This window comes from Sphingobacterium sp. BN32, from assembly GCF_030503615.1.
Lineage (GTDB): Bacteria > Bacteroidota > Bacteroidia > Sphingobacteriales > Sphingobacteriaceae > Sphingobacterium.
In genome coordinates, this window is the sequence record NZ_CP129963.1 from 2248166 (window position 1) to 2269999 (window position 21834).

20 protein-coding genes and 1 riboswitch are annotated in these 21834 nt (G+C 40.2%); of the genes, 8 read left to right on the forward strand and 12 right to left on the reverse strand.

The features are described 5' to 3' along the window. Positions 1-12 precede the first annotated feature (12 nt). Complete coding sequence (locus tag QYC40_RS09405) at positions 13-795, forward strand: hypothetical protein (RefSeq protein WP_301989993.1); 783 nt, start codon at positions 13-15, stop codon at positions 793-795. Here the strand turns inward: QYC40_RS09405 and QYC40_RS09410 are convergent, their stop codons facing one another. From QYC40_RS09410 to QYC40_RS09420, 3 genes are all read right to left on the reverse strand, one after another. Then, complete coding sequence (locus QYC40_RS09410; protein ID WP_301989994.1) at positions 796-1875, reverse strand: acyl-CoA dehydrogenase; 1080 nt, start codon at positions 1873-1875, stop codon at positions 796-798. Then, positions 1844-2485: a nicotinamide riboside transporter PnuC gene (pnuC, locus tag QYC40_RS09415; RefSeq protein ID WP_301989995.1), complete on the reverse strand. Its 642-nt coding sequence runs from the start codon at positions 2483-2485 to the stop codon at positions 1844-1846. The genes QYC40_RS09410 and pnuC overlap by 32 nt, the downstream gene beginning before the upstream one ends. A gap of 36 nt (positions 2486-2521) precedes the next feature. After that, a riboswitch (TPP riboswitch) is annotated at positions 2522-2642 on the reverse strand. Between the two features lie 5 nt (positions 2643-2647). Continuing rightward, complete coding sequence (locus QYC40_RS09420) at positions 2648-4144, reverse strand: malate:quinone oxidoreductase (RefSeq protein ID WP_301989996.1); 1497 nt, start codon at positions 4142-4144, stop codon at positions 2648-2650. Between the two features lie 237 nt (positions 4145-4381). Between QYC40_RS09420 and fabG the strand changes: the two genes are divergently transcribed. Beyond that, positions 4382-5125 (forward strand): 3-oxoacyl-[acyl-carrier-protein] reductase, encoded by a 744-nt coding sequence (gene fabG, locus QYC40_RS09425; RefSeq protein WP_301989997.1) that lies wholly within the window; start codon positions 4382-4384, stop codon positions 5123-5125. An 82-nt stretch (positions 5126-5207) separates the two neighbouring features. On the opposite strand, the gene QYC40_RS09430 is transcribed toward fabG, so the two are convergent. From QYC40_RS09430 to QYC40_RS09455, 6 genes are all read right to left on the reverse strand, one after another. Continuing rightward, positions 5208-6656: a thioredoxin fold domain-containing protein gene (locus QYC40_RS09430; protein WP_301989998.1), complete on the reverse strand. Its 1449-nt coding sequence runs from the start codon at positions 6654-6656 to the stop codon at positions 5208-5210. A 6-nt stretch (positions 6657-6662) separates the two neighbouring features. Continuing rightward, positions 6663-8222 carry a PKD-like family lipoprotein gene (locus QYC40_RS09435; protein ID WP_301989999.1) on the reverse strand — a complete coding sequence of 520 codons (1560 nt, stop codon included), beginning with the start codon at positions 8220-8222 and terminating at the stop codon, positions 6663-6665. Positions 8223-8226: 4 nt separating this feature from the next. Beyond that, a complete protein-coding gene (locus QYC40_RS09440) occupies positions 8227-9072 on the reverse strand; it encodes a DUF4843 domain-containing protein (protein WP_301990000.1) in 846 nt (281 codons plus the stop codon). Between the two features lie 2 nt (positions 9073-9074). Then, a complete protein-coding gene (locus tag QYC40_RS09445) occupies positions 9075-10508 on the reverse strand; it encodes a RagB/SusD family nutrient uptake outer membrane protein (RefSeq protein WP_301990001.1) in 1434 nt (477 codons plus the stop codon). A gap of 63 nt (positions 10509-10571) precedes the next feature. Then, positions 10572-13853 (reverse strand): SusC/RagA family TonB-linked outer membrane protein, encoded by a 3282-nt coding sequence (locus tag QYC40_RS09450; protein WP_301990002.1) that lies wholly within the window; start codon positions 13851-13853, stop codon positions 10572-10574. A 51-nt stretch (positions 13854-13904) separates the two neighbouring features. Next, positions 13905-15002 (reverse strand): FecR family protein, encoded by a 1098-nt coding sequence (locus QYC40_RS09455; protein ID WP_301990003.1) that lies wholly within the window; start codon positions 15000-15002, stop codon positions 13905-13907. A 70-nt stretch (positions 15003-15072) separates the two neighbouring features. On the opposite strand from QYC40_RS09455, the gene QYC40_RS09460 reads away from it, so the two are divergent. The 3 genes from QYC40_RS09460 to QYC40_RS09470 all read left to right on the forward strand — a co-directional run bounded on the left by QYC40_RS09460 (position 15073) and on the right by QYC40_RS09470 (position 17725). Next, a complete protein-coding gene (locus QYC40_RS09460) occupies positions 15073-15642 on the forward strand; it encodes an RNA polymerase sigma-70 factor (protein WP_301990004.1) in 570 nt (189 codons plus the stop codon). 403 nt (positions 15643-16045) lie between these two features. Continuing rightward, the gene (locus QYC40_RS09465) at positions 16046-16723 is read left to right on the forward strand and encodes a hypothetical protein (RefSeq protein WP_301990005.1); all 678 of its coding nucleotides are present in this window, start codon (positions 16046-16048) and stop codon (positions 16721-16723) included. A 21-nt stretch (positions 16724-16744) separates the two neighbouring features. Next, entirely contained in the window at positions 16745-17725 is a 981-nt protein-coding gene (locus tag QYC40_RS09470; RefSeq protein WP_301990006.1) for an acyl transferase, read from the forward strand. A 1-nt stretch (position 17726) separates the two neighbouring features. On the opposite strand, the gene QYC40_RS09475 is transcribed toward QYC40_RS09470, so the two are convergent. After that, positions 17727-18590 (reverse strand): neutral zinc metallopeptidase, encoded by an 864-nt coding sequence (locus QYC40_RS09475; protein WP_301990007.1) that lies wholly within the window; start codon positions 18588-18590, stop codon positions 17727-17729. Positions 18591-18776: 186 nt separating this feature from the next. Here QYC40_RS09475 and QYC40_RS09480 point away from each other — a divergent pair, with 186 nt between their 5' ends. The 3 genes from QYC40_RS09480 to QYC40_RS09490 are packed head-to-tail and all read left to right on the forward strand — an operon-like array spanning position 18777 to position 20406. Next, a complete protein-coding gene (locus tag QYC40_RS09480) occupies positions 18777-19307 on the forward strand; it encodes an alkylphosphonate utilization protein (RefSeq protein ID WP_301990008.1) in 531 nt (176 codons plus the stop codon). Positions 19308-19330: 23 nt separating this feature from the next. After that, complete coding sequence (locus tag QYC40_RS09485) at positions 19331-20032, forward strand: thioredoxin domain-containing protein (protein ID WP_301990009.1); 702 nt, start codon at positions 19331-19333, stop codon at positions 20030-20032. Continuing rightward, positions 20032-20406 (forward strand): DUF423 domain-containing protein, encoded by a 375-nt coding sequence (locus tag QYC40_RS09490; protein ID WP_301990010.1) that lies wholly within the window; start codon positions 20032-20034, stop codon positions 20404-20406. The genes QYC40_RS09485 and QYC40_RS09490 overlap by 1 nt, the downstream gene beginning before the upstream one ends. A 141-nt stretch (positions 20407-20547) precedes the next feature. On the opposite strand, the gene QYC40_RS09495 is transcribed toward QYC40_RS09490, so the two are convergent. Together QYC40_RS09495 and QYC40_RS09500 are read right to left on the reverse strand one after the other, a co-directional pair. Further along, positions 20548-21357, reverse strand: a complete 810-nt coding sequence (locus QYC40_RS09495; RefSeq protein ID WP_301990011.1) for an IS3 family transposase — start codon at positions 21355-21357, stop codon at positions 20548-20550. Between the two features lie 35 nt (positions 21358-21392). Beyond that, entirely contained in the window at positions 21393-21791 is a 399-nt protein-coding gene (locus tag QYC40_RS09500; protein ID WP_301990012.1) for a transposase, read from the reverse strand. Positions 21792-21834: the final 43 nt, after the last annotated feature.

A 21834-nucleotide genomic window follows, 5' to 3' on the forward strand; every position in this document is an offset into this window, starting at 1 on the left:
TTTCTAACAATTATGCAAAAACTATCAACGATACTTTCAATCGCTATTTTATTAACTTTCACGCAGTGCAACTCAACGAGTAATTCGGCAATAAACAATTCCGAATTAGACACTACAGCTCAGCGGGTTGATTCGCTCGCATTAACGGAAAACCCCAGAGGAATCGAGGAAAATCAGCCCGACAGCCTTGTTGAGGGCCATATACTGTTACCAGCGAGCTATCGGATATGGGAGCAATCGGAATCCATCAGCAATATTATGGACAGCACTTGGCTTGCCCTTTATAAAAAAGGAGATCAATTCTTTATCGGCAAGATCAAATATAAGATTGAACATGCAGCCGAAGAGCCTTGCTCTGGCCAGCCTACAGAGACGATTCTACCGGAATACCGGACATACGCATTTTTCAATTTACAAGAAATGAAAGCTGGGGCAATCGATAGTATTTCAATTCAAAATTCAGTTCTGAATCCAAATGAAAGCTCTTCTTTTTCCTTCAACGGAAAGCAGTATAGCATCAAAGCCTCAGGAAGAGCTTTTGACGATCGTGAAAAGAATGGTGCCGGATTTTATAAGCTGGAACTCTATGAGGACAATCGATTAAGCCGTGTGATACTACAGCAAGATCAGTACAACGACACCCACACCGAAATTCAGTTCATTAGCGACTTTGATAAAGACGGGAAGCCAGACTTTATCTTTTCGAGTCCGAGAGATTATGAAGAGGAACGTGTAATTATCAACCTGTCCAATTCGCCTTATGCGTTTGAAGGCAGTCGGCAATTCGATTGCTAATTATCGTCCGTTCAACAAACTATGTTGGCTCGCAGTAAAGATATTACGAAAAACAATGTTAATCTCCTGCTCTGCTTGCGAAGCACGAATACCTAGTAGCGGAAATAGTTCTACGACCTGCAATCGCATATCCTTGACAAACGCTCTGGAAAAGCTCGCTAAATCCTCATATGGACCGTTATTACCTTCGAAATTGCTAGCAATAACATTCGCCCATATCGTCTTCGCCAGTGCGAAAACATGTTCTCTGCGTGCATTAAAATCAGTTTGTATAGTATCTAGCAGTTTGAACCTTTCCTTGCTGTATTGGCTCGCCCAATTCGGATCTTTAGACTTTTCGAAAAAATACTTCTCCACCAAATCTAGGAAACGGCGAAACATACCTACATAATTCACCAATAGAGTAATCTCTGCGAATGGCATAAAAGGGATATCAAACAATGGCGAATCCGATTTCTTTGCCGCAGGATCTAACAGGAACGCATTATTCTTTGCAACCTTTATATTTTGAAGCGAGAAACTATGGCTCGCGGTACATTCCAATCCAAATGACGTCCAATCATAATGAATCAATACCTGATCACGTGGTACAAAAAACGAAGATACCACTTGTTCCCCATCCTCATTGAGCACCGGCACGCCCTGATCCAATAAATTCGCATTTAAGGTAAAATGTGTCAAGTGTGGAGCGCCCGTAGCGTATTGCCACTCGCCCGAAAGGATATAATGTTCTCCATCCCAATTGGCAGTACCCGCAGCGCGACCACTCCCACCCCAGCAAACCGTTGGTTGACTGAAAATACCCTTCGCCAAGGATGGCTCCAAGAAGCCGGCGAACATATTGGCGCCAGAGCAAAGCGTTACTGTCCAGGTATAGCCTCCATCTACGTATGCCAGCTCTTCTAAAAGAGTCAAACCCTCTACCAGACTAGCTTCTAATCCGTCATAAACTTTCGGCACCCACAAGTTGAACCATTGGTTTTCATAGGCAAGCTTTAATGTGGCAGGCGCTAGTGATTTCATTTTAATCGCTTCAGCCTGCGACTCTTTAATAATTAGAATTTGTTCTGGAGTAAGCATGTGTAAGTTTTTCTTGATTTCGCATAATAAACTGCCATTTCAGGTAGCCGAAGATAGCAACAATAAATAAAAAGGAGGTCAACGCCGCAAATAGGTACAAATCTTTATGGACGAGCAATGGAATTGCAAAGGCATTGCTGATATTCAACAATATCCAATTCTCTATCTTTCGTTTGGCCAAGAGCCACATACCTGCCCATGCAGTCGAGGAAACCCAGGCATCCCAAACGGGAACATCCGAGTCCGTAAAATGACTCAATACCGAGTAAAGAACAATAAATCCAATAAAGACAATACCTAAAACAATCGTCCAATCTCGCTTATCGCAGCGCGTTATAGGCTGCTCCCGGGCTTCCTTATTCGTTACCCAATACCACCAACCATAAACGCTCATAATTAGGTAGTACATATTTAACGCAATCTCTGCGTAGAGTTTCGCACCGAAAAGCACATACATCCCTGATAGTATGCCGAGTATGCCGAAAAAGTAGTTAGACACTTTATTGTTCCTCGATAGAAGAACCTGAATGATGCTGCACACAACAGAGAACCGCTCCAGCGGCGTCGTTTGCAATAAGGCATCCCATAAATCCATAAAAAAAACACCCATAAATTATGTCCTCGAACAAAACTTATGGATGTTATATAGCAACAAGATCCTTTATCCCTACGCCAGCATTACCTGGATCAGGTTTTACCAATTAAGGTATTGGGTATAATCTCAGCCTATCCTAGCAAATGTAGGAGAAGCACCCCATAAGTTTAATAAAATCTATTTATCTAAATTCAACAAACGGTGCGTACGCTCGCGTGTCGATTGACATAGCGCTGCATCATCGTTAAGCTTTTTACCCCATGTAGGGATCATCTCACGCAATTTCTTGCGGTAGGAATCTGATTTCGCACGATCAGGAAAGCATCTCTTCAACAAGTTGATCATGATAGCAACCGAAGTAGAAGCACCCGGAGAAGCACCTAAAAGCGCTGCAATGGAACCGTCTGCACTAGAAACTACTTCCGTACCGAATTCTAGGATTCCGCCATGCTTAGGGTCTTTCTTAATCACCTGAACACGCTGACCAGCTTTTTCAATCTCCCAATCTTCCATTTTCGCGGTCGGCATAAACTGCTTCAACGCATCCAATTTATCCTGTGGCTTTTTCATCACTTCCGTGATCAAATATTTAGTTAACGGCAAGTTATCAAGTCCTGCAGATAACATCGGACGGATATTCGATAATTTAATCGACGCAGGTAAATCAAAGTAAGAACCTTTTTTCAAGAACTTAGTCGAGAAACCCGCATACGGACCGAACAACAACGCTTGCTTTCCGTCGATATAACGCGTATCTAAATGCGGTACAGACATCGGAGGAGCCCCTACCGAAGCTTTACCGTAGACTTTTGCATGATGCGCTTTAATGATATCCTCATTTGTACATCTCAACCATTGTCCACCAACCGGGAAACCACCATAGCCTTTAGCTTCAGGAATACCCGATTTCTCTAATAATAATAAAGAGTGACCACCCGCACCGATGAAAACAAACTTCGCAAGAATCTCACGCTTCTCGCCTGTTGCCAAATCTTTCACCTCGACTTCCCAACGACCATCATCCTCACGATCAATATCTTTCACCTCTTGATTCAATGAAAGCTTGATGTTATCTTTTCCATCCAAGTAGGAAACCAAATCTCTTGTTAAAGCACCGAAATTCACGTCTGTACCGATGTCCATCTTCGTCGCCGCAACTTGTTCATTGCTATCTCTACCGTTCATCATCAATGGTACCCAGTCTTGCAGCTGCTGCTTGTCTTCAGTATACTCCATACCTTTGAACAAGTTTTGTTGAGTCAATGTTTCAAATCTTGTTTTCAAGAAACGAACATCCTTCTCCCCAAAAACCGCCGACATATGTGGCACTTGACGTATGAAATGACTTGGATTCTTAATAATTCCTTTTTCAACTAGGTAAGACCAAAACTGCTTGGAAACCTCGTATTGCTCAGCGATATTGATCGCTTTGTCAATCTTAACAGAACCATCTGCTTGCTCCGGAGTATAATTTAACTCACAAAGTGCGGAGTGTCCAGTTCCGGCGTTATTCCATGCGTCGGAGCTCTCTGCGGCAACAACATCAAGACGTTCTAAAATCTCGATATTAATATCCGGACTCAACTCGTTTATTAAGGTGCCTAGTGTAGCACTCATAATACCAGCACCAATCAAAACGACGTCTACTTCCGTTTTCTTAGTTTTCTTACCCATGTGATTTTTAAATGAGTTACAAAATTAATATTCGCATTATATATAAGCGAATAATTTTGTCAGAAACATATCAGATATTTGTGATTTTATCAAAAATACCCAATTAACATTAGCGATATGCATATTTTTGACCTTAAAAAATAAATCCAAGCCTTCCTATTCGTCAACATTTTTTGTATTATGCAGTTTATTTTCCACTTTTGTGGTTAATTAAGTAAGCATTTAATAAGAATACATATGAAATTGTTAGCCGGAAAAACAGCCTTGGTAACAGGTGCATCAAAAGGAATAGGAAGAAAAATCGCTGAGGTATTCGCTCAGCATGGCGCAAATGTCGCCTTCACTTATTTATCATCTGTTGAAAAAGGACAAGCTCTAGAACAAGAGCTTCAGGCCTTTGGAACCCAAGTAAAAGGCTATCGCTCGGACGCCTCGAAATTTGATGAAGCCGAGAAATTAATCAATGATATCGTTGCTGATTTTGGAACGCTTGATATCGTAGTAAACAACGCCGGTATCACAAAAGACGGCTTACTTATGCGTATGACAGAAGAAAACTGGGACGAAGTCATCAACGTCAACTTGAAATCGGTCTTCAACGTATCGAAAGCAGCTTCGAAAGTGATGATGAAGGCGCGCAAAGGCAGCATCATCAACATGAGCTCCGTAGTAGGTGTTCAAGGGAATGCCGGACAGGCAAATTATGCCGCTTCTAAAGCGGGTATCATCGGATTCTCAAAATCCCTAGCTAAAGAATTAGGATCAAGAAATATCCGTACCAATGTTATTGCGCCAGGATTTATCCGCACCGAAATGACAGACGTATTAGACCCGAAGGTGGTTGAAGGATGGGAAGCAAACATCCCATTGAAACGCGCCGGAGAACCTGAAGATGTTGCAAACGCTTGTGTATTTCTAGCATCTGACCTATCAGCTTACGTAACTGGACAAGTAATTCCAGTAGATGGCGGTATGTTGTAGTAGCATTTAATAATTAGGAGAGGTACGAAGCAATCTTTGATAAATCAACAGATTATTTCGTACCTCTTTTCTTTTGGAAAAATTATAAAGATAGCTCCTTTATAAACGTTTCAGCATCCACGTAACCTACTAAACGCTTTAATTCGTGATTTTCAGAACTAAGTACCAAGTAAGTTGGATAGGCCTCAACCTTATATTTTTCAATTAATACCTTTCCTAATTCCGACTCACCATCTATTTTTATCGCTACGAAACTCTCTTTAAATAAACCGCCTACGATTTCTAAAGGAAACACTTCGATATCCATTCGTTTACAGGGGCCGCACCAAACCGCATAGAAATCAACAAAGACTTTTTTGCTTTCTCTTTCGGCTTTAGCAAACGCAGCAGATAGTGGCAATGCTTCAAATTTAACCCCATTCCTCCGACCTACATTCTTAATGATATTTATAGAACTCGTTAATCTCTTTTGATAAAACTCATTTTGATAGGGCAGAAATTTCTCCATTAGCTCTACTTGCTTCCGGTTAATAGCTAAGGAATCGGCACTTAGATTTGGTTTGAATTTTTCAAATTGAAAAAACTGCTGAATAGGCTTGAGATTCGGTAATTCCTTTTCCAACTCTGATAAGAATGCTAATTCAGATAGATCTGCATGTCTAAGTGAAGCGATTTTAAACAAAGGTTTGACTTCTTCATCATGTTCAATCTTTGCCTGCTGTATAAAATCTTTTATCGAATTATATAGAGAGTCTTTATTCGCTATCTGATGAAAATATGCACTCTCCGTAGCATACGCAACCAAATCTTTCCGTAATATCTTCTGAAAAAAGAAATTAACGACCGAATCACCCATAACTTTTCTATATGATTCCTGCTTTTCAATTAGATAATCAACTCGAGGGTGTTTCCTCTCGATAGTATATCGAGAGAAAACAAACCAATTCATAGGACTGGCTTTTTCCTTTTCCGAAAGACTTGCATAGTAGTCATCAATAATTTGAAATCCCTCCGATTCTTTTCCATCTTTCATGAGCTGATAGACATAGTCATTCACCAACTGAGGCGTTCTTTCTCCGTTTGTAAACCGTTTTGCGATCGAAACATCGGTTCTGGAACTATCAACTGTTTTAAGAATTGCATCTAGAAAATTGTCTAACGGCAATGCTCCTACAACCCTCCCAACCTCTTGCAAATTTACATCAGTAACAATGTAGCTTGGATATGCCCCGATTGTAAATCGTTTAGCTAAACCTTTACCTTCTTTTTCTGCATCCAACTTCAACAATATAAATTCCCGCCCTAAAGTAGACTTGGTTTTCGAGTGACCCAACACTTCGGCATCCATCTTTTTACAAGGAATACACCAATCGGCAAAGAAATCGATAATAATTTTTTTATTTTGTTCCTTACCCACTTTGAGCGCAGCATCAAGCGTATGGAAAACCTGAAAATCATGCGGCTGAACTTGTCCCCACGACAGGTGCCAGAGTCCCCCCAAAAAAAACAATACGATTATTACTTTTTTCATTTCACCTTAATTAGAAGAGTTTTTCCAACTCATATTGATGATTTTAGACAGACCTGTCCATTTGGCTTTTTCATCTTCAACCAATTCAATGGTATTCGTGTTGTTTGTCAATACCATTTTATGAATGGTCCCTTTTGTAATGGAGCTATAAGTTGCGACGTAAAGATCGGTATATACACCAGTCTGAATATCAGATTTGATCATTGTAATTTCATCACCAAAATCCTTGATCAAAATCGTCTTATCATTTCCGATACTATAATCGTACGCATATAATTTAGATCCATCTACAAAAAATAGCGCAGTACGCAAACTCGAGAAGGCATACAATGTTGATTTTGCCAAATCCGTTGAGCTACTGGTATTCACTGTATAACCGTTTCTTTTGACAGGTGTACTCGTTGATGAAAACTTATAAATAAAGTATTGTCCTGTCGTTTCGCTCTTCATCAATGCGAATGAGTTTCCTTGAAAAGATCCACCATCGGTATTTCTCGTATTTTCCGCATATACCATCGTCCTATCTGTTTGATTCCACGGAAAAGGGTCTGTTGGCCTATCACTTAAGAGGTTAACATTTGCGGCAGAGGAGCTAGCATAGACAAACCGTTTATTGTCCAAATCAAATAACGTGTAAGTACTGATGGAACCAGGACCGTGCATGATTTTCGGGAATACTTTAAAGGTAGGCGTATTGACCCCTGCTAATCTGTTCACGGGATTTCCATAGAAATCCTTGCCACCACTCGTCAAATCTGATGTGAAAGCATGGCCGGTATTTGTAACCACTATACGTCGCAAACTATTCACAATAGTGCCACCACGATTATTGATACGAGGAGCAATATCCATTGGGAAAATATTTTGTGGAAGATCATAACTTGTAAATAATAGAGACCTAAAAATGTTGTCTGGGCTGGTTTCAAAACTCGCAGGATCTACGAAATATGCATTTTCCTTGCCAATGATCCATTGCTTGTTTATGTTCGGTCGCGGAGGGTAAGCTCCGGTATGCAGGATATCCACTGCGCCCTTAAATCGTGCTGCACCATTCTCATGGGACAAGCCTTTAATAATCGTCGTATCATCAACAGACATCGCTATCATTTCCACTTCTACAAACCCTTCATCATCTTCTCCAATCAGCAAAAATCCTGTCGCAGAAGGAATCTTTATGCTCAACAAGGTATATCCAGACCAGACCACGCCCGTTTCTTTATCCTTTACTTTTAGATATAAGGTATAAATTCCCGGACTTGCCACTACAGGATAAACGAGATTTCGATCGGTCCCGATGACGGTTCCTTTTTTCGTATTAATATTCACATTTGCACTCGAAACCAACTTCCATTCATAGGTGTATCGATCGAGGTTATCGCCATCCATCGAAAATTCAATCACGGGATTTATGATCAGGGTATCCGTTTTATAGAGTAAACTGCGGTTTCCACCCAAATCTTTAATTGCAATTTCCGTTATGTCATGGTAGTTATAATTACCTAAATCTTTACTACAAGAAAGCATCAATAAGATGATTACGCTATAAGCATATATTATTTTTTTCATTTTTTTAAGGATTATAAGGTACACCAATCGTTGAAGTCCAAGAAACGCCACTAACCCACATTAATCGGCCGTCACTTTCCAAAACAGGCATTTTATTATCATATTGTTCTTGCAGATGGGCCCTCATCACCTGATTAACCACATCTCTTCGCGCATTCGGCATTGTACTAGCACTTCCGAAATCATCATAAATTAAATCCATCAATTCGCACATTAAAAGGAATTTTTTCACCGTAAATTCTCCCCAAAGTCCTCCCTCTTTCCCGGCGTTAGAAGCTCCCCACCACACGGCAGGTTTGGTAATCGCTCCATTCATTTCAATCATATGGAAACTAGCATCGAAAGTTTCCTTGCGCTCTGATTTATAATATGGAGCTAAATAATACCATGTGGGAATGGCGATATCGAAATCCTTACTCGGCATCAGATTGAGTCCTAGCGTTTTTATTTCTTCCAAAATATTATCCGACCTTAATAATTTGATTGGAATATCTGTGTACATCTCTCCTGCCTTTATAATAAAATTCGCTGCGGGAGCCTCATAATTTTCGCCAAGAATGGCTGTGCTACTATCCTGATTGATACGCAAGCCAAAGCTGCGATCGTAATCTTTCGGTCTTCCAGTTGCCATGACCCTAAGTTTGATCTCGGTCTCATCGCCCGGGATATTAATAAAATTTACGGTCGAAAAACTTTGGTATGGCCATTGGGTACTGTCTAAATGCACCGGTCCCCATTGTACTCCAAAATAGATTCCTTCCGTCCCTTCATACTTCATAAGTTCCTTTTCACAGGCGGAAAAAAGCAACAGAAAAAACAATAGACCTGGAATAATTTTAAATACTTTCATAGTTAATTTCTTTGACTGGTTTCACTTTCGGGTAGCGGGAATTTATAGTATCCTTTTTGCATCGGAACCCGATCTACACCAGGGCGACTAGGACTAGGAATGCTCGTCATTTGCTTCCGTTTGAAATAAAAGAATGACTGCCCTTCTCCCAAGAATTCTTTTAAATATTCATTTTCAATAACGAGGTTGAGTTCATCGGAGCTGCTTAACGTAATTTCAGGCAACCCGCGGTGAATATTTATTTTATTAATATATTCTGCTGATTCATCTAGCGTTGTTGCCGTTTCAGCAGCTATCAAATACATCTCTGAAATTCGAATCAATGGAAACATATAGCGGTAGGTGTTAGAAATCCCCTCTGTATCTGTAACATCTAAGTATTTCGTGAAATATAAAATCTCATTACTTGTGTTGTTCACGCGTTGTGCCCAGTGTAATTTCCTTCTGAAATCATTCTCATTCGGGTATAGCACCGGTACTCGCCCTTCTGCCACATTGCCGATGAAAGTCAATAACTGAAATTGATTTAACGTGTAGTTATATTGAAGATTCTGAATAGAAATACGGTTGGTATTGTATAGGGCGAATAGAACCTCGGTTGAGAAAATGCGATCTGGATAATCTCCTCGGTTATTTACGGCATCCGTCGTAATCCAAGGGAAGGTCTCAGATCCTGTAATTTGGCCTTTTTGAATTACTTCCAACGCCATCTCCTTTGCTTTTTGTTCATCACCGGCCCAGAGATATACGCGTGCCAATAAACCACATACTGCAAAATAGTTCATTCTATATTGCCGGTAGTTTAGCTTATTTGTATTGGGATCATCAAAATTTAATACACCTTTGGTCAGGATAGGATCTACATGCGTCAGAAGTTCTTTAGCATCTAGCAAATCCTTAATAACAAAATTGACCAACTCCTTATTGCTCATTAATGGCTGGACTTTCCGCTCATGCTGCGTCATGTAAGGCATAACTTCTTGATTTTGATCCTCCAGATAGTTGGAGCCAAACAGCCGTAGAAGATCGAAATGAAGAAATGCTCGGAGTGCGAGGCCTTCACCTTTGTAAATACCATAATAGATATCACCCAACATTGCTTTTTTATCATCAGCATGATACAACACCGCATTCGTATTGGCGATTAATTCATAGGCTCTTGACCATATAGACTCGATCCTTGATTTATATTCATCATTTGCAAAGTCATAATTTGGATATTGAGCAAAAATATGTTCCCGATTGCTGAGGTCGAAATATTGAGCCATGACATCCAACATCCCTCCCGAAAGGTTTGCACCATATAGCGCATTTTGATTCAGATCGGAATACACCCCATTTATGGCTACATTAAAGCCGTCTACGGAAGAGAATACTTGCTCTTCCAAAATATTGTCTTGCGGCTTCACGTCGAGAAAACTATTACAGCTTTCCATGATTAACAGAGCCGAAAAAAAATAGATGAGTTTTTTTATTATTCTTTTCATAATTACATACCATTAAAACCTAGCAGAGATGGAGAATGAAACCGTTCTGGCAAAAGGATAATTAATACCTCGCTCATTCGTTACGGTCGATAACCTAAATATTTCATTTAAATAGAGTCTTGATTGTAGAGACTGAAAACCAAATCTTTTAGTCCAGCCTCCATTAGCCTCATAACCAAAAGAAACCGACTCGCAGCTGAAAGTATTTTCATCAGCAATAAATCGGGAAGAAATTGGCGTTGGATTGGTTAACGAAATTCCTTTGAACTGCGTTTCATCTCCTTGCTTTTGCCATCTTTCGTATAGTGCGCGTCTATCTTGATTGCTCCGAAGGCCTTCGAGGGTTATGTTTTCCACTTTGTTAAATAAGGTGTTTAGGAAAATTTGCCCACCATATCGATATCGGAAGTTTGCCGAGAAACTGAAGCCTTTGTACGCGAGCATCGTACCTGCCACTCCTTCCCATGTAGGCGTTGAGTTTCCTAAGACTTGCTCATCCTTGAAATCATGAACGAATGTTTGAGTGCCGTCTTTCTTCAAAAATACTTCCCTTCCTGTCGCCGGATCAATCCCTAATGACTTCACAGCCCATAAATCAGTCGTACTTGCACCATCATAATATCGCTGAAGATTTCGACTCGTATTTTCCACATTGAGGTTATTGAGAGAGTTGCCGATATCATAATACGTTGATTTTAGATTCCGCGCGTTAAAATTGATATTCCAAAGCAGGTTTTCTTTAACAATCGCACGGTATGTGAAATTTGTAGTGAAGCCGGTTGTTTTTTGGGCACCCACATTTTGCGCAATTTGATTGGTTCCAGTAGAGGTTGGAACCTGCACATAAATCAATAAGGGATCTGTCGTTTTAAGGAAATAATCTACATTTAAATAGAACTTTCTATTTAGAATCTCGAGATCCAATCCGAAGTTACGATCTAATGTTTTTTGCCACTGCAAGTGCGGATTCCCCCAATCTCTGATGATGGCGCTTAGTCCAAAAGGATTCGGGAAGTTGAGGTTGTAAATGTAATTGTTCATGGTCATATAGGCATCGAAATTCTGATTACCAGGATTTCCGATGGACGACCGAATCTTGAACATCGACACATATTTGCTAAGCTCCGCCATAAACGCTTCTTGGTGCAAGTTCCATGCTGCACCGACCGCCCATGTTTTGGTGAATTTATTTTTCAAGCCAAACAGAGACGAACCGTCCACTCTATAGTTGAAATCAAACAAATACCGGTTTCGGTATGAATATCCAACATTAGAATAGTAACTCAACGATCTTCGATCGTTGAAGGTATAATTTGGACGTGATCCTGCTACATAACCCATTGAAAATTTGGGTGCCCAATATTCTTCATCTTTATAGCCTGCCACGGAATATGAACCCAATTCATTTTGGGATAAATTGGCACGAAAACCCATCAATGCGTTTAAGGTGTGGTAACTGTTCGTTCCGAACGCTTTGCCATAGGAAGTTGTAAAATCAAAATCGAAGTTTTTGGTCTGACCGTTCGATTCGGTATATCTTCCTTTGTTCTCGGTAGTTGAATTTATGTAAGCATTAGCAAACGGTGAACTGAAAATCTGTCCTCTGGAGTTACCTTTTGCAAAAGAAAATCTCCCTCTGATTCTTAATTCATCAATTAGACGCCAATCAGCCTCAAAATTATTGCGAAATTCTGTATTATTCCCTCTATTGAAGCTTTTAAGATAATAATCGTACATCGGATTATACAATTCTGTATTGGGTCCAAAAGCATTGACAAAGCTCTCTACTATCCTTAATATCTTCCCGCTCTCATCATATTTACGATAATATGGGTTCATTTTAGAAAATGCGGAGAAATCTACAGTGTTATTCGCATTCCTGCTATAATCAATGCTGAAGTTATTGGAGAACGAGAACCTATTTAGTCTATATATCAACCTAACATTTCCTCCAATCACATTTCGGTCCGATCCTTTCATAACCCCAAGATTATTTCCATAGTTGAAACCAAGGCCATACCTTACTTTTTGATCACCACCTTCAACGTTTAAATTGTGTCTGTTGGAAACGACTTTTCGCAGGGGTTCGCTCATCCAATAGGAATCAACACCTCTCTTTACGTCGGCTAATCTTGCATTGTATAATGAAGCTTGATATTCATCGATGATGACTTTATTCTCATCTAATTGACCATATAAGCCAGATAAGCGTTCAAAAGTTAATTTTTCTTCGGCATTCATCAGATTATAATCTGTTAAATCTGCGAAACTGAAATTCGTATTATTGCTATAGGTAAGCGTTAATTGTCCGGGTTTAGGCTTTACAGTTTCAATAACAATAACACCATTTGCAGCCTTTGATCCATAAATCGCGGTTGCTGCAGCGTCTTTTAATATGGTAATGGATGCGACCCGATCAATCGGCAAATCGAAAATAACGCGAATGTTAGACTCGAAACCATCTAAAATAAACAGGGGTTGGTTAGGATCGGTTCCAAATTGTTGCCGCAAACCGATCACACTAGTTTTGCCGCGCACATTCACGTCGGGTAATGCATTCGGATCCGAGCCAAGTAAATTATTCTCTTCAATCGCAAAAGCCGGATCTAATGATTTTAGGGCTACCAACACATTTACGTTGCTGACCATCTTCAATTCCTTAGCGGTATAAGTTTGGGAAGACCCTGAAAAACTTTCTTTATCCCTAGTATAAATCCCGGTGATTACCGACTCTTCAAGCCGAGTAATCTTATCTTCCAAAACGACTTCTACTGAACGACGATTTTGAATTCTCGCCTCTTGGCTCTGATAATTCACGTGTTTAACGAGTATAGATCTTGATTGTTCTGAAACTTGCGCAAGGAAAAAACCTTCCTCATTGGTTTGGCCCAAGGCTTTCTCATTTCCCGCTTCAAAAATCGATGCATTGGAAATGGGAGTGCCATCGATTGATTTTACAGTCACCCGCAGCGCGACCTGCGCCGTTTTCAAATTATTTGACTCCGATTTATAGATTGCAATGGTATTGTGCTTCACCGTAAAATCTACTCCCTTATCTGCTAGAAGCAAACTTAAAGCTTCCTCCAACGACTTATCTTTCAAATTAATGTCGATGACCTGCTTTTGGTCTAAGGTATTGTTGATATAAATGATATTAAACCCGGTTTGGGCTTTGATTTCCTCTAAGCATTCACTTAGCGTTTTGCCTTTTTGACTAATATTAACTTTTTGGGTTGAACTTGCATAACTGATTTGGAAAGTTAAGGCAAGTAAAATCCCGAGAACGTATTTCATAATTCTTTGATTTTGGTTATTTAATTGATTTATGTATCCGCAGGCTATATTCTATTTCACGATGATCCTCCTTTCTTTAATTTCAAATTGATTTCCTTTGACTAGGCTGATGGTTTCTAAGAGGGTTTCGATGTTTGAAAATTTGGATAATTCACCCATATATTTAACATTAGTGTCGGCATTTAAGTATTCCACCTCTACATTGTACCAATCCCCTACTTCCTTCATAATTTGTTTGATGTTCTTCCCCTTGAGATCAAAAACACCTGCTTTCCAAGCGGTAGATTTATTTTTATCGAAAATTTGTACTTGATATGTGCCGTTTTTCGCAATTAAGATTTCTTTTCCTGGATCTAAGACGACTCTAAAATTGCCATTAGAAACCTGTATTCTCCCCTCATAAAGGGAAGCTTGCATCTCGTTTTCCGATTTAGTATTGACGTTGAATTTTGTACCCAAGACGTTGATTACGTTTTGCCCTGAACGTACTTCAAAGGGTCGGCGAGTTTTTTCTTTCTGTACCTCAAAAAATGCCTCCCCTTCCATAACCACTTCTCTACCATTGGGATCAAACCGGGAAGGAAAAGATATCATCGAATTAGCATTCAGGGTAATTTTTGATCCATCTTCAAGTATAACTGCAAGGTTGGCACCTTTCGGAGCACGGATTTCCTGCCAACTTACTTGAGAACTTGGCAGAGGAATTATCCTAACCAATCCCGAATCCAAACGTTCGACCTGAACATCCTCGAATACATACAATGAATCCAATTGAAGACTTGCTAGGCTAATACTTTCTTTTCCATGAGTAGTTAACAAACCATTAAAACCTCCAGCTTTGATGGGCTCCGAAGAAACTTGCTGCTTTATCGATTGAAACTCATCGAGATTTGGTTTCGGAATAAAAAGCCAAGTTCCGATTATCAATAAGATGGCTGCTCCTGCGGCATAAGCCCATCGAAATCCTCTTTTAGAATTTACCTGTTGAAGAGCCTTTTCGCTGAGCAACTCCAATTCATGATCAGACCAATCCGAGTTAGACTTATGGTTAATTGAATTCAACCATTCGTCAAATATCTCCACCTCTTGTGAACTAGCTTTCTTATTAATAATTTTTTCTATAATTTTGTTAAAACTCCGACGTTTCATATTCCAGGCTTTAATTGATTAGTAACTTAACCTTTAACAAACACATAGTTTTTTTTTATTTTTTTATGAAATGGTAGAAATCGACTTAAATTTCGATGTACGACTGTTAGGATTGATCCAAAAAGATAGTGTTGAAGCCTTTAAGCTGGCTTATAATCAATATGCTCCTGGGTTATTGAGATATGCACTTAAAAAAATAGGCGACAAAGAAATTGCAGAAGACATTGTTCAAAACACCTATGTCGAATTATGGGAAAAAAGATTTGAGATTAAATCAAATATCTCGGGTTTCCTTTTCCAATCGTTGAAATTCCAAATTTTTAATTATTATCGATCAGAGAAAGTAAGAGATAAATACCTTCTGCACCTAAGCGTTTTTTTGGACGAAATCAATAAAGTCACACCGCATAAATACCTAGAAGCGAAAGAATTATTTCTAGAGATTGAAGCCCTCACGAAACAGCTCCCTAAACAATGTAGAAAAGTTTTCGTGATGAGTCGATTTGAAGTAAAGTCGAATGACGAAATTGCCGAAGAATTGGAGATCTCTAAAAGAACAGTAGAAAATTATATCACCCAAGCGCTCGCTTTTATTCGTAAGAAAAACCACTCTGCCTATATTGTACTGACCACTTTTTAACTTCCGTTAGATTCTATCTATATGGTTTCTTTTGACTACGCTTTTTCAGACTTTCTTCTCTTTTGTTTAGAAACAAAGATCAAACAAAGCTTGTTCAAGACATCGATTACCCATAACCCTTATAAAGCCCTTTCAAAACCCTTTCATAACCCTATCAAAGCCGCTCGTGAGCGGGTATGAATTGGGTCTAGATTGGTTATAATATAGAACTTACCTGAAGTAGTATTTATTAGTTAGTACTTAATAGTTAGACCCGATCCTGTCAATCCTTAAATCCTTCCTTTCTTGGTTCAAAAACAAAGTCCCTAAACCCCTTTCCCTTCCCTACATTTAATTATTTTTAACACACAGCCAACTCCCAAAACCTTAACTTTACAGAAAATTAAGACGCAACATTAACGTCATGGCAAATTTTCATTATCTTTTTTCGATTTTATTTCTTCTGTTTACTACAAATATCCAGGCCCAATCATCCCTAGAGCGGGAGATAAAAGAATATCAGGTTGCTATTAAAACAAAAAAAGGGATGGTCAAGGGGCTTTTGCAACAAGTTAACGAAGAAACTGTTGATGTGATTACATCGCGCGGTGCTCGCTCTATTCCGGCGGAGTCTATTAAGGAGATTAAGATAAAATTTGATAAAAACCGAAAAATTAAGGTATTCGAGGGAATGTCTGACACGGGGGTCGGCATTATCGCGACGTCTTTGGACGAAAATCGTTCTAATATTCGTCGAGGCGCGCTTGGAGCACCAATCTATGATAGTCCGGAGGATGAGCGAACCTTAACCGATGCTGCGGGTCAGGCATTGCTGGGAACCGCAACAGTCGCAACCGCTCTAGCCGCCGATCAGGTAACACGCTTGATTTACAAACCTAGTATAGAAGCATTTAAAGTAGGCTACAAACAGGAAAAGTTTACGGCTATAAAGAAACATTTGGCCTTATATAGTGTGGCAACACAGGCATCACCGAGCTACGAAAAGGAACTTAACGAGCAGCTGAAGGAGACGATAAAAGCGAAGAAAATGGATGTGAAAGATAATCCATTCCGCAACAAGGAATTGATTAAGAAAAGGTAGGGAATCCCTATATTTGCGTCAATGGAATTACTGGATCGCATTTTTAATATCCAATCGGACGAAGAATTTAACGCCTGCGCATTAGCTGTTTTTCAGCATCAGGCAGAACATACCTTAATCTACAAGCAATACTTGCAGATATTGGGCGTAGAACCGGGAAATGTTGATCATTATACCAAGATTCCGTTTATGCCGATTCAATTCTTCAAATCGCAAGATATCATCAATGCGGGATTAGAAACTGAGGTTGTTTTTAGCAGTTCGGGCACAACGGGAATGATTACAAGCAAGCATTTAGTTGCTGATGTCAGCCTATACGAACGAAGCTTTAGATTAGCTTTCGAGCAGTTTTATGGCGATGTCAAAGATTTGGCAATTGTTGCCTTGCTTCCATCCTATTTAGAACGTACCGGGTCTTCATTGATTTATATGGTAGACGACTTGATCAAGCATTCGGAACAGAAAGAAAGCAATTATTTCCTCTATAATCATCAAGATCTTTTTGAAGCTCTTCAGCAGCTAAAGGAAAAAGGCACAAAGACGGTTCTTTTTGGAGTGACCTATGCCCTTCTCGACTTTGTGGAGCAATATAGCATCGATTTTCCCGAGCTTATTATTATGGAGACCGGAGGGATGAAAGGCAAGCGTAAGGAGATGATCAGAGAGGAGCTGCATGCTATCCTCAAGGCAGGATTCGGTGTTCCGGCGATACATTCCGAATATGGGATGACGGAGCTGCTATCGCAAGGCTATTCTGATGGAGAAGGCTTATTTAAAACGCCTAATTGGATGAAAATTCTAATTCGCGATACCAATGATCCTTTGTCACTACTGGACAATAAAAAAACAGGAGCAATAAATGTCATTGATTTAGCCAATTATTACTCCTGTTCGTTTATTGCTACCCAAGATTTAGGAAAGTTCCATCAAGATGGTACCTTCGAAATCCTAGGTCGTTTTGATAATTCTGATATTCGCGGCTGCAACCTCTTGGTGCAATAGCTTATTGCAAGCTAGGGTCGTTAAACGTATTCCCCTGGTTTACATCGCCCGTTTCATACCCTTTTTTGAACCAGTATGCACGTTGCTCGGAAGTACCGTGCGTAAATGATTCCGGATGCGAGCTACCAGTCGCTTGCTCTTGAATGTGGTCATCGCCTACCGCTGCAGCAGCACGCATACCCTCAACAATATCATCATAAGTCAACTGTACATCGGATTTCTTGGTCGCATGATGCGCCCAAACGCCCGCATAAAAGTCTGCCTGCAATTCCGTCATTACAGAGATTTTATTATAATCACGCTCGCTCATTTTCGCGCGCATGGCATTCGTTTGATTTAATACACCAAAGACATTTTGGATATGGTGGCCTACTTCATGAGCAATCACATAAGCAAGTGCAAATTCGCCTTTCGCGCCAAAACGATTATTCAACTCTTTATTAAAGCTTAAATCCAGATAGATCTTTTGGTCGCCCGGGCAATAGAATGGTCCGAATTCGGAACGTCCGACCCCACAACCGCCGGTTTCGAAAGCGTCGCGGTAGATGGTCAATTTAGTAACGGGATATGATTTTCCATTTTCACGAAATATAGAACTCCATACGTCTTCCGTACTGGTCAAGACAACGCCGGCAAATTCTACCAATCGGTCTTCCTCCGGAGTCGACTGAAACTCGCCTTGTTCTGTCGCTACGCCACCTTGTTGTTGCGCTTGATTCAATAATTCGGTAGGATCGCCCCCCATTAAAAATCCGATAATCAATACGATTACCCCGCCAATTCCGCCTAAGGTTAGCTTCTGTCCTCCGGACATTCCCCTGCGATCTTCAACATTTCCGCTATTGCGGCCGCCTTGCCATTTCATAAGTATAAATTTATATTTTACAGTTTGTTTTTCTTCCTATACAAATTCTTTGCCACAACCACAATTCCCTACACTAAGGTAATATACATTCCCCTCATTTAAAATGCTTATCTTTGAAACAAATACTTATTACCCTTATTTATGTTAGTAGATGAATTAAAAAGTAGAAGTGAAAACAAGTGTGAATTGTGCAACTCTACTCAAGAACTCTCCGTTTATGAAGTCCCACCGGTGGAAATCCCTAATCAAGATAACAGCATTTTAGTATGTTCTGTTTGCAAAGGGCAGATTGAAAAAACGGAACAGATTGATCCTGAGCACTGGAAAGTTCTAGGCGACACGATGTGGTCACCTTATTTGCCGGTACAGGTTGTAGCTTGGCGTATGCTTAGCCGTTTGCGTAACGAAGCATGGGCAGCTAATAATTTAGATATTTTATACCTCGATGATGATGCCATCGCCTGGGCGAAGAAAACTGGCGATCATGAGGCAGAGGCCAATGTAGAGTTTCATCAAGATTCCAACGGTACACGTTTATTTGAAGGTGATACTGTAGTATTGATAAAAACTTTAGATGTGAAAGGTTCCAGTATTTCGGCGAAATTAGGTACCGTAGTAAAGAATATTAGACTTGTTCCTGACAATACCGAGCAAATTGAAGGCAAGGTTGAAGGGCAAACCATCGTTATACTTACAAAGTATTTGAGAAAGGGGTAGTTTATCCCAATAAATAAAAAGATATGAAGAGAGCATTGTTCATCATTGGTTTATTGGCATCTGCACATTTCGGAATGGCGCAAACAAAAGTTAGCGCCGAAGAGATGGAAAAGGTGATCGCTAAACCACAAACACAATTGTGGGACGTTCGTACGCCCCAAGAATTTTCTGAAGGACATATTCCTAACGCAGTAAATGTTGACTGGAAGGATCAGGAAAACTTTAAACAACAATTGGCAAATCTGAAAAAAGATCGACCAGTTTACATCTATTGTTTAGGTGGTGGCCGCAGCAAACAAGCATCCGAGTTTTTAACTAAAGAAGGATATACCGTTTATGACTATTCTGGCGGGATGATGGATTGGCGAAAAGCAGAGAAACCAGAGATAAAAACGAGTAGTGCGAAGGAATCTGCAGGAATGTCGAAAGCAGATTATGACCATGTAGTCAATTCTTCTAAAGTAGTTCTTGTTAACTTCTCGGCGGTTTGGTGTGCTCCATGCCAACAATTGAAACCAATTCTGCTGGATGTCGAGAAAAAACACAGCGACCAGGTGAAGCTGGTTAGAATCGACGCTGACAAGAATAAGGAATTAGCCAGAACATTAAAGGTTTCCGCTATACCTCAAATAAAGCTATACAAGAACGGTAAGCTATTTTGGGATAAAACGGGTCTGGCAACAGAAGCGGAGATCGTAGCGCAGGTTAAAAAGGCAAACAAGTAGTGAATCAACTCGCATTAATCGCTGGCTCGATACTAGGTATCCTTGCTATCATTCTAGGTGCATTCGGAGCGCACGCTTTTAAGAAGATACTATCCGAAGAAAGATTAAGTTCTTTCGAAGTCGGCGTACGCTATCAGATGTATGCGGCAATTACGCTACTGATTATAGGATACAACATGGATTTCGCCAGCACCAGCGACAATTGGGCCGTATTTGGAATCCTCTCCGGATGTATCTTATTCTCCGGCAGCATTTACTTCCTAAGCTTCAAAGACGTCTGGAAAGTAAACCTAAGGTTCCTAGGTCCCATCACCCCCATCGGCGGATTGCTGATGATCGTAGGGTGGGTTATGATTCTTTTGAATAGTATTTAGATTAGATTTTAGATTTAAGACATTAGATATTAGACTTTTTGCGCCGAATATGGCAAGTATAACTGCTTAACTCTTATCATTCTAGAGTTACGAAGAGCATTATACATCTAATTGTCTGTCCCTGAATAGTGTTGACCGTTTTTACAATTTATCAACTTGATCAAATATAGTTATTAGTGGTTTAGGAGACAATATCTCCCTAAACCACTTTTCTTCGAAACTCTCTGGCGACATCCTATGTAATGAGTTGTGCAGTCTTCGTTTATTGTACTGTTTGACAGCTCTATTGACCATTTTTTTTAAGCTTTCGAACGTCTTGGGCTTCCAATAATCCAGATACTCATTCTTGATGGTTCCATTGATCCGCTCAGCGTATGCATTGTCCTGGGCACTCTTGCCCATGCTCACCCTGCAATTATTCTCTTTCAACAGCTGCAGATAAGCTGTCGCATGATATTGGGCACCTCGGTCTGAATGATGATATTGGGGTGCCCCGTTATTCTTAAGGGCCATTCGTAGTGCCTTAAGATTAGCTGTTGACTGCATATGATTGGATACTTGATATCCAACGATCTTTTTGGTGTAAACGTCGATAATGAACACTCCATAGTAGAACCTATCGCCCACGTAGAAGTAGGTGATGTCCGATTGCCAAACCTGATTGGGAGTCCCTACAACCAAGCCATTGATCAGATTAGGGTAGGCTGTGGAAAGCCCGCGAGTCGTCCTGCGATAGTTCTTCTTGACCTTCAATCGATATCCTAAAGACATCATGGTCTCTATGAAACGATCTCTCCCCACAAAATCCGGACGGAGCATATAATACAGTTTTTCCACCCCACAACCGGGATGTTCCTTACGCACTTTATCCGCTTTTTCGATCAGCTCAGCGAATTGAACCTGATAACGGGAATGGCGAACAGCGCGCTGATGCACCGCCTGTTTGCTCATACCAACGGTTCTATAAAGCTGATTGAGGGAATAATCTATTTTTCCTGCGTGTTCCCGGAACCATCCGATGGTGGGGTGTTGAAATTTTTTCTGATATCGACCTTAAGATCCTCTCCAGCGATGTCGATCATCTTCTCCAAGAAATCGATCTTGATCTGCTTCTGGCCGATCATCCGCTCCAGTTCACGGATACGCTGTTCCATGGCTTTTACTTTGTGGGTGCTACTTGATTTCATCTCCATTATACGTTGTCCTTTCTCATTAAAGTTAGAAAATTTATAGATCCAATTATAGATCGTGGGATTACTTATTCCATAAAGCCGCTCTAACTGTAGAACACTCAACTTCCCACTCTCAAATAGGGAAACTATTTCCCGCTTAAAATCATCAGAATAAACCCGTGATTTCCTGATTAACCGCAAATTTGTTTGCATTTAGTACCTCCATTTTGTGGTCAACCTATTTCAGGGATGGACA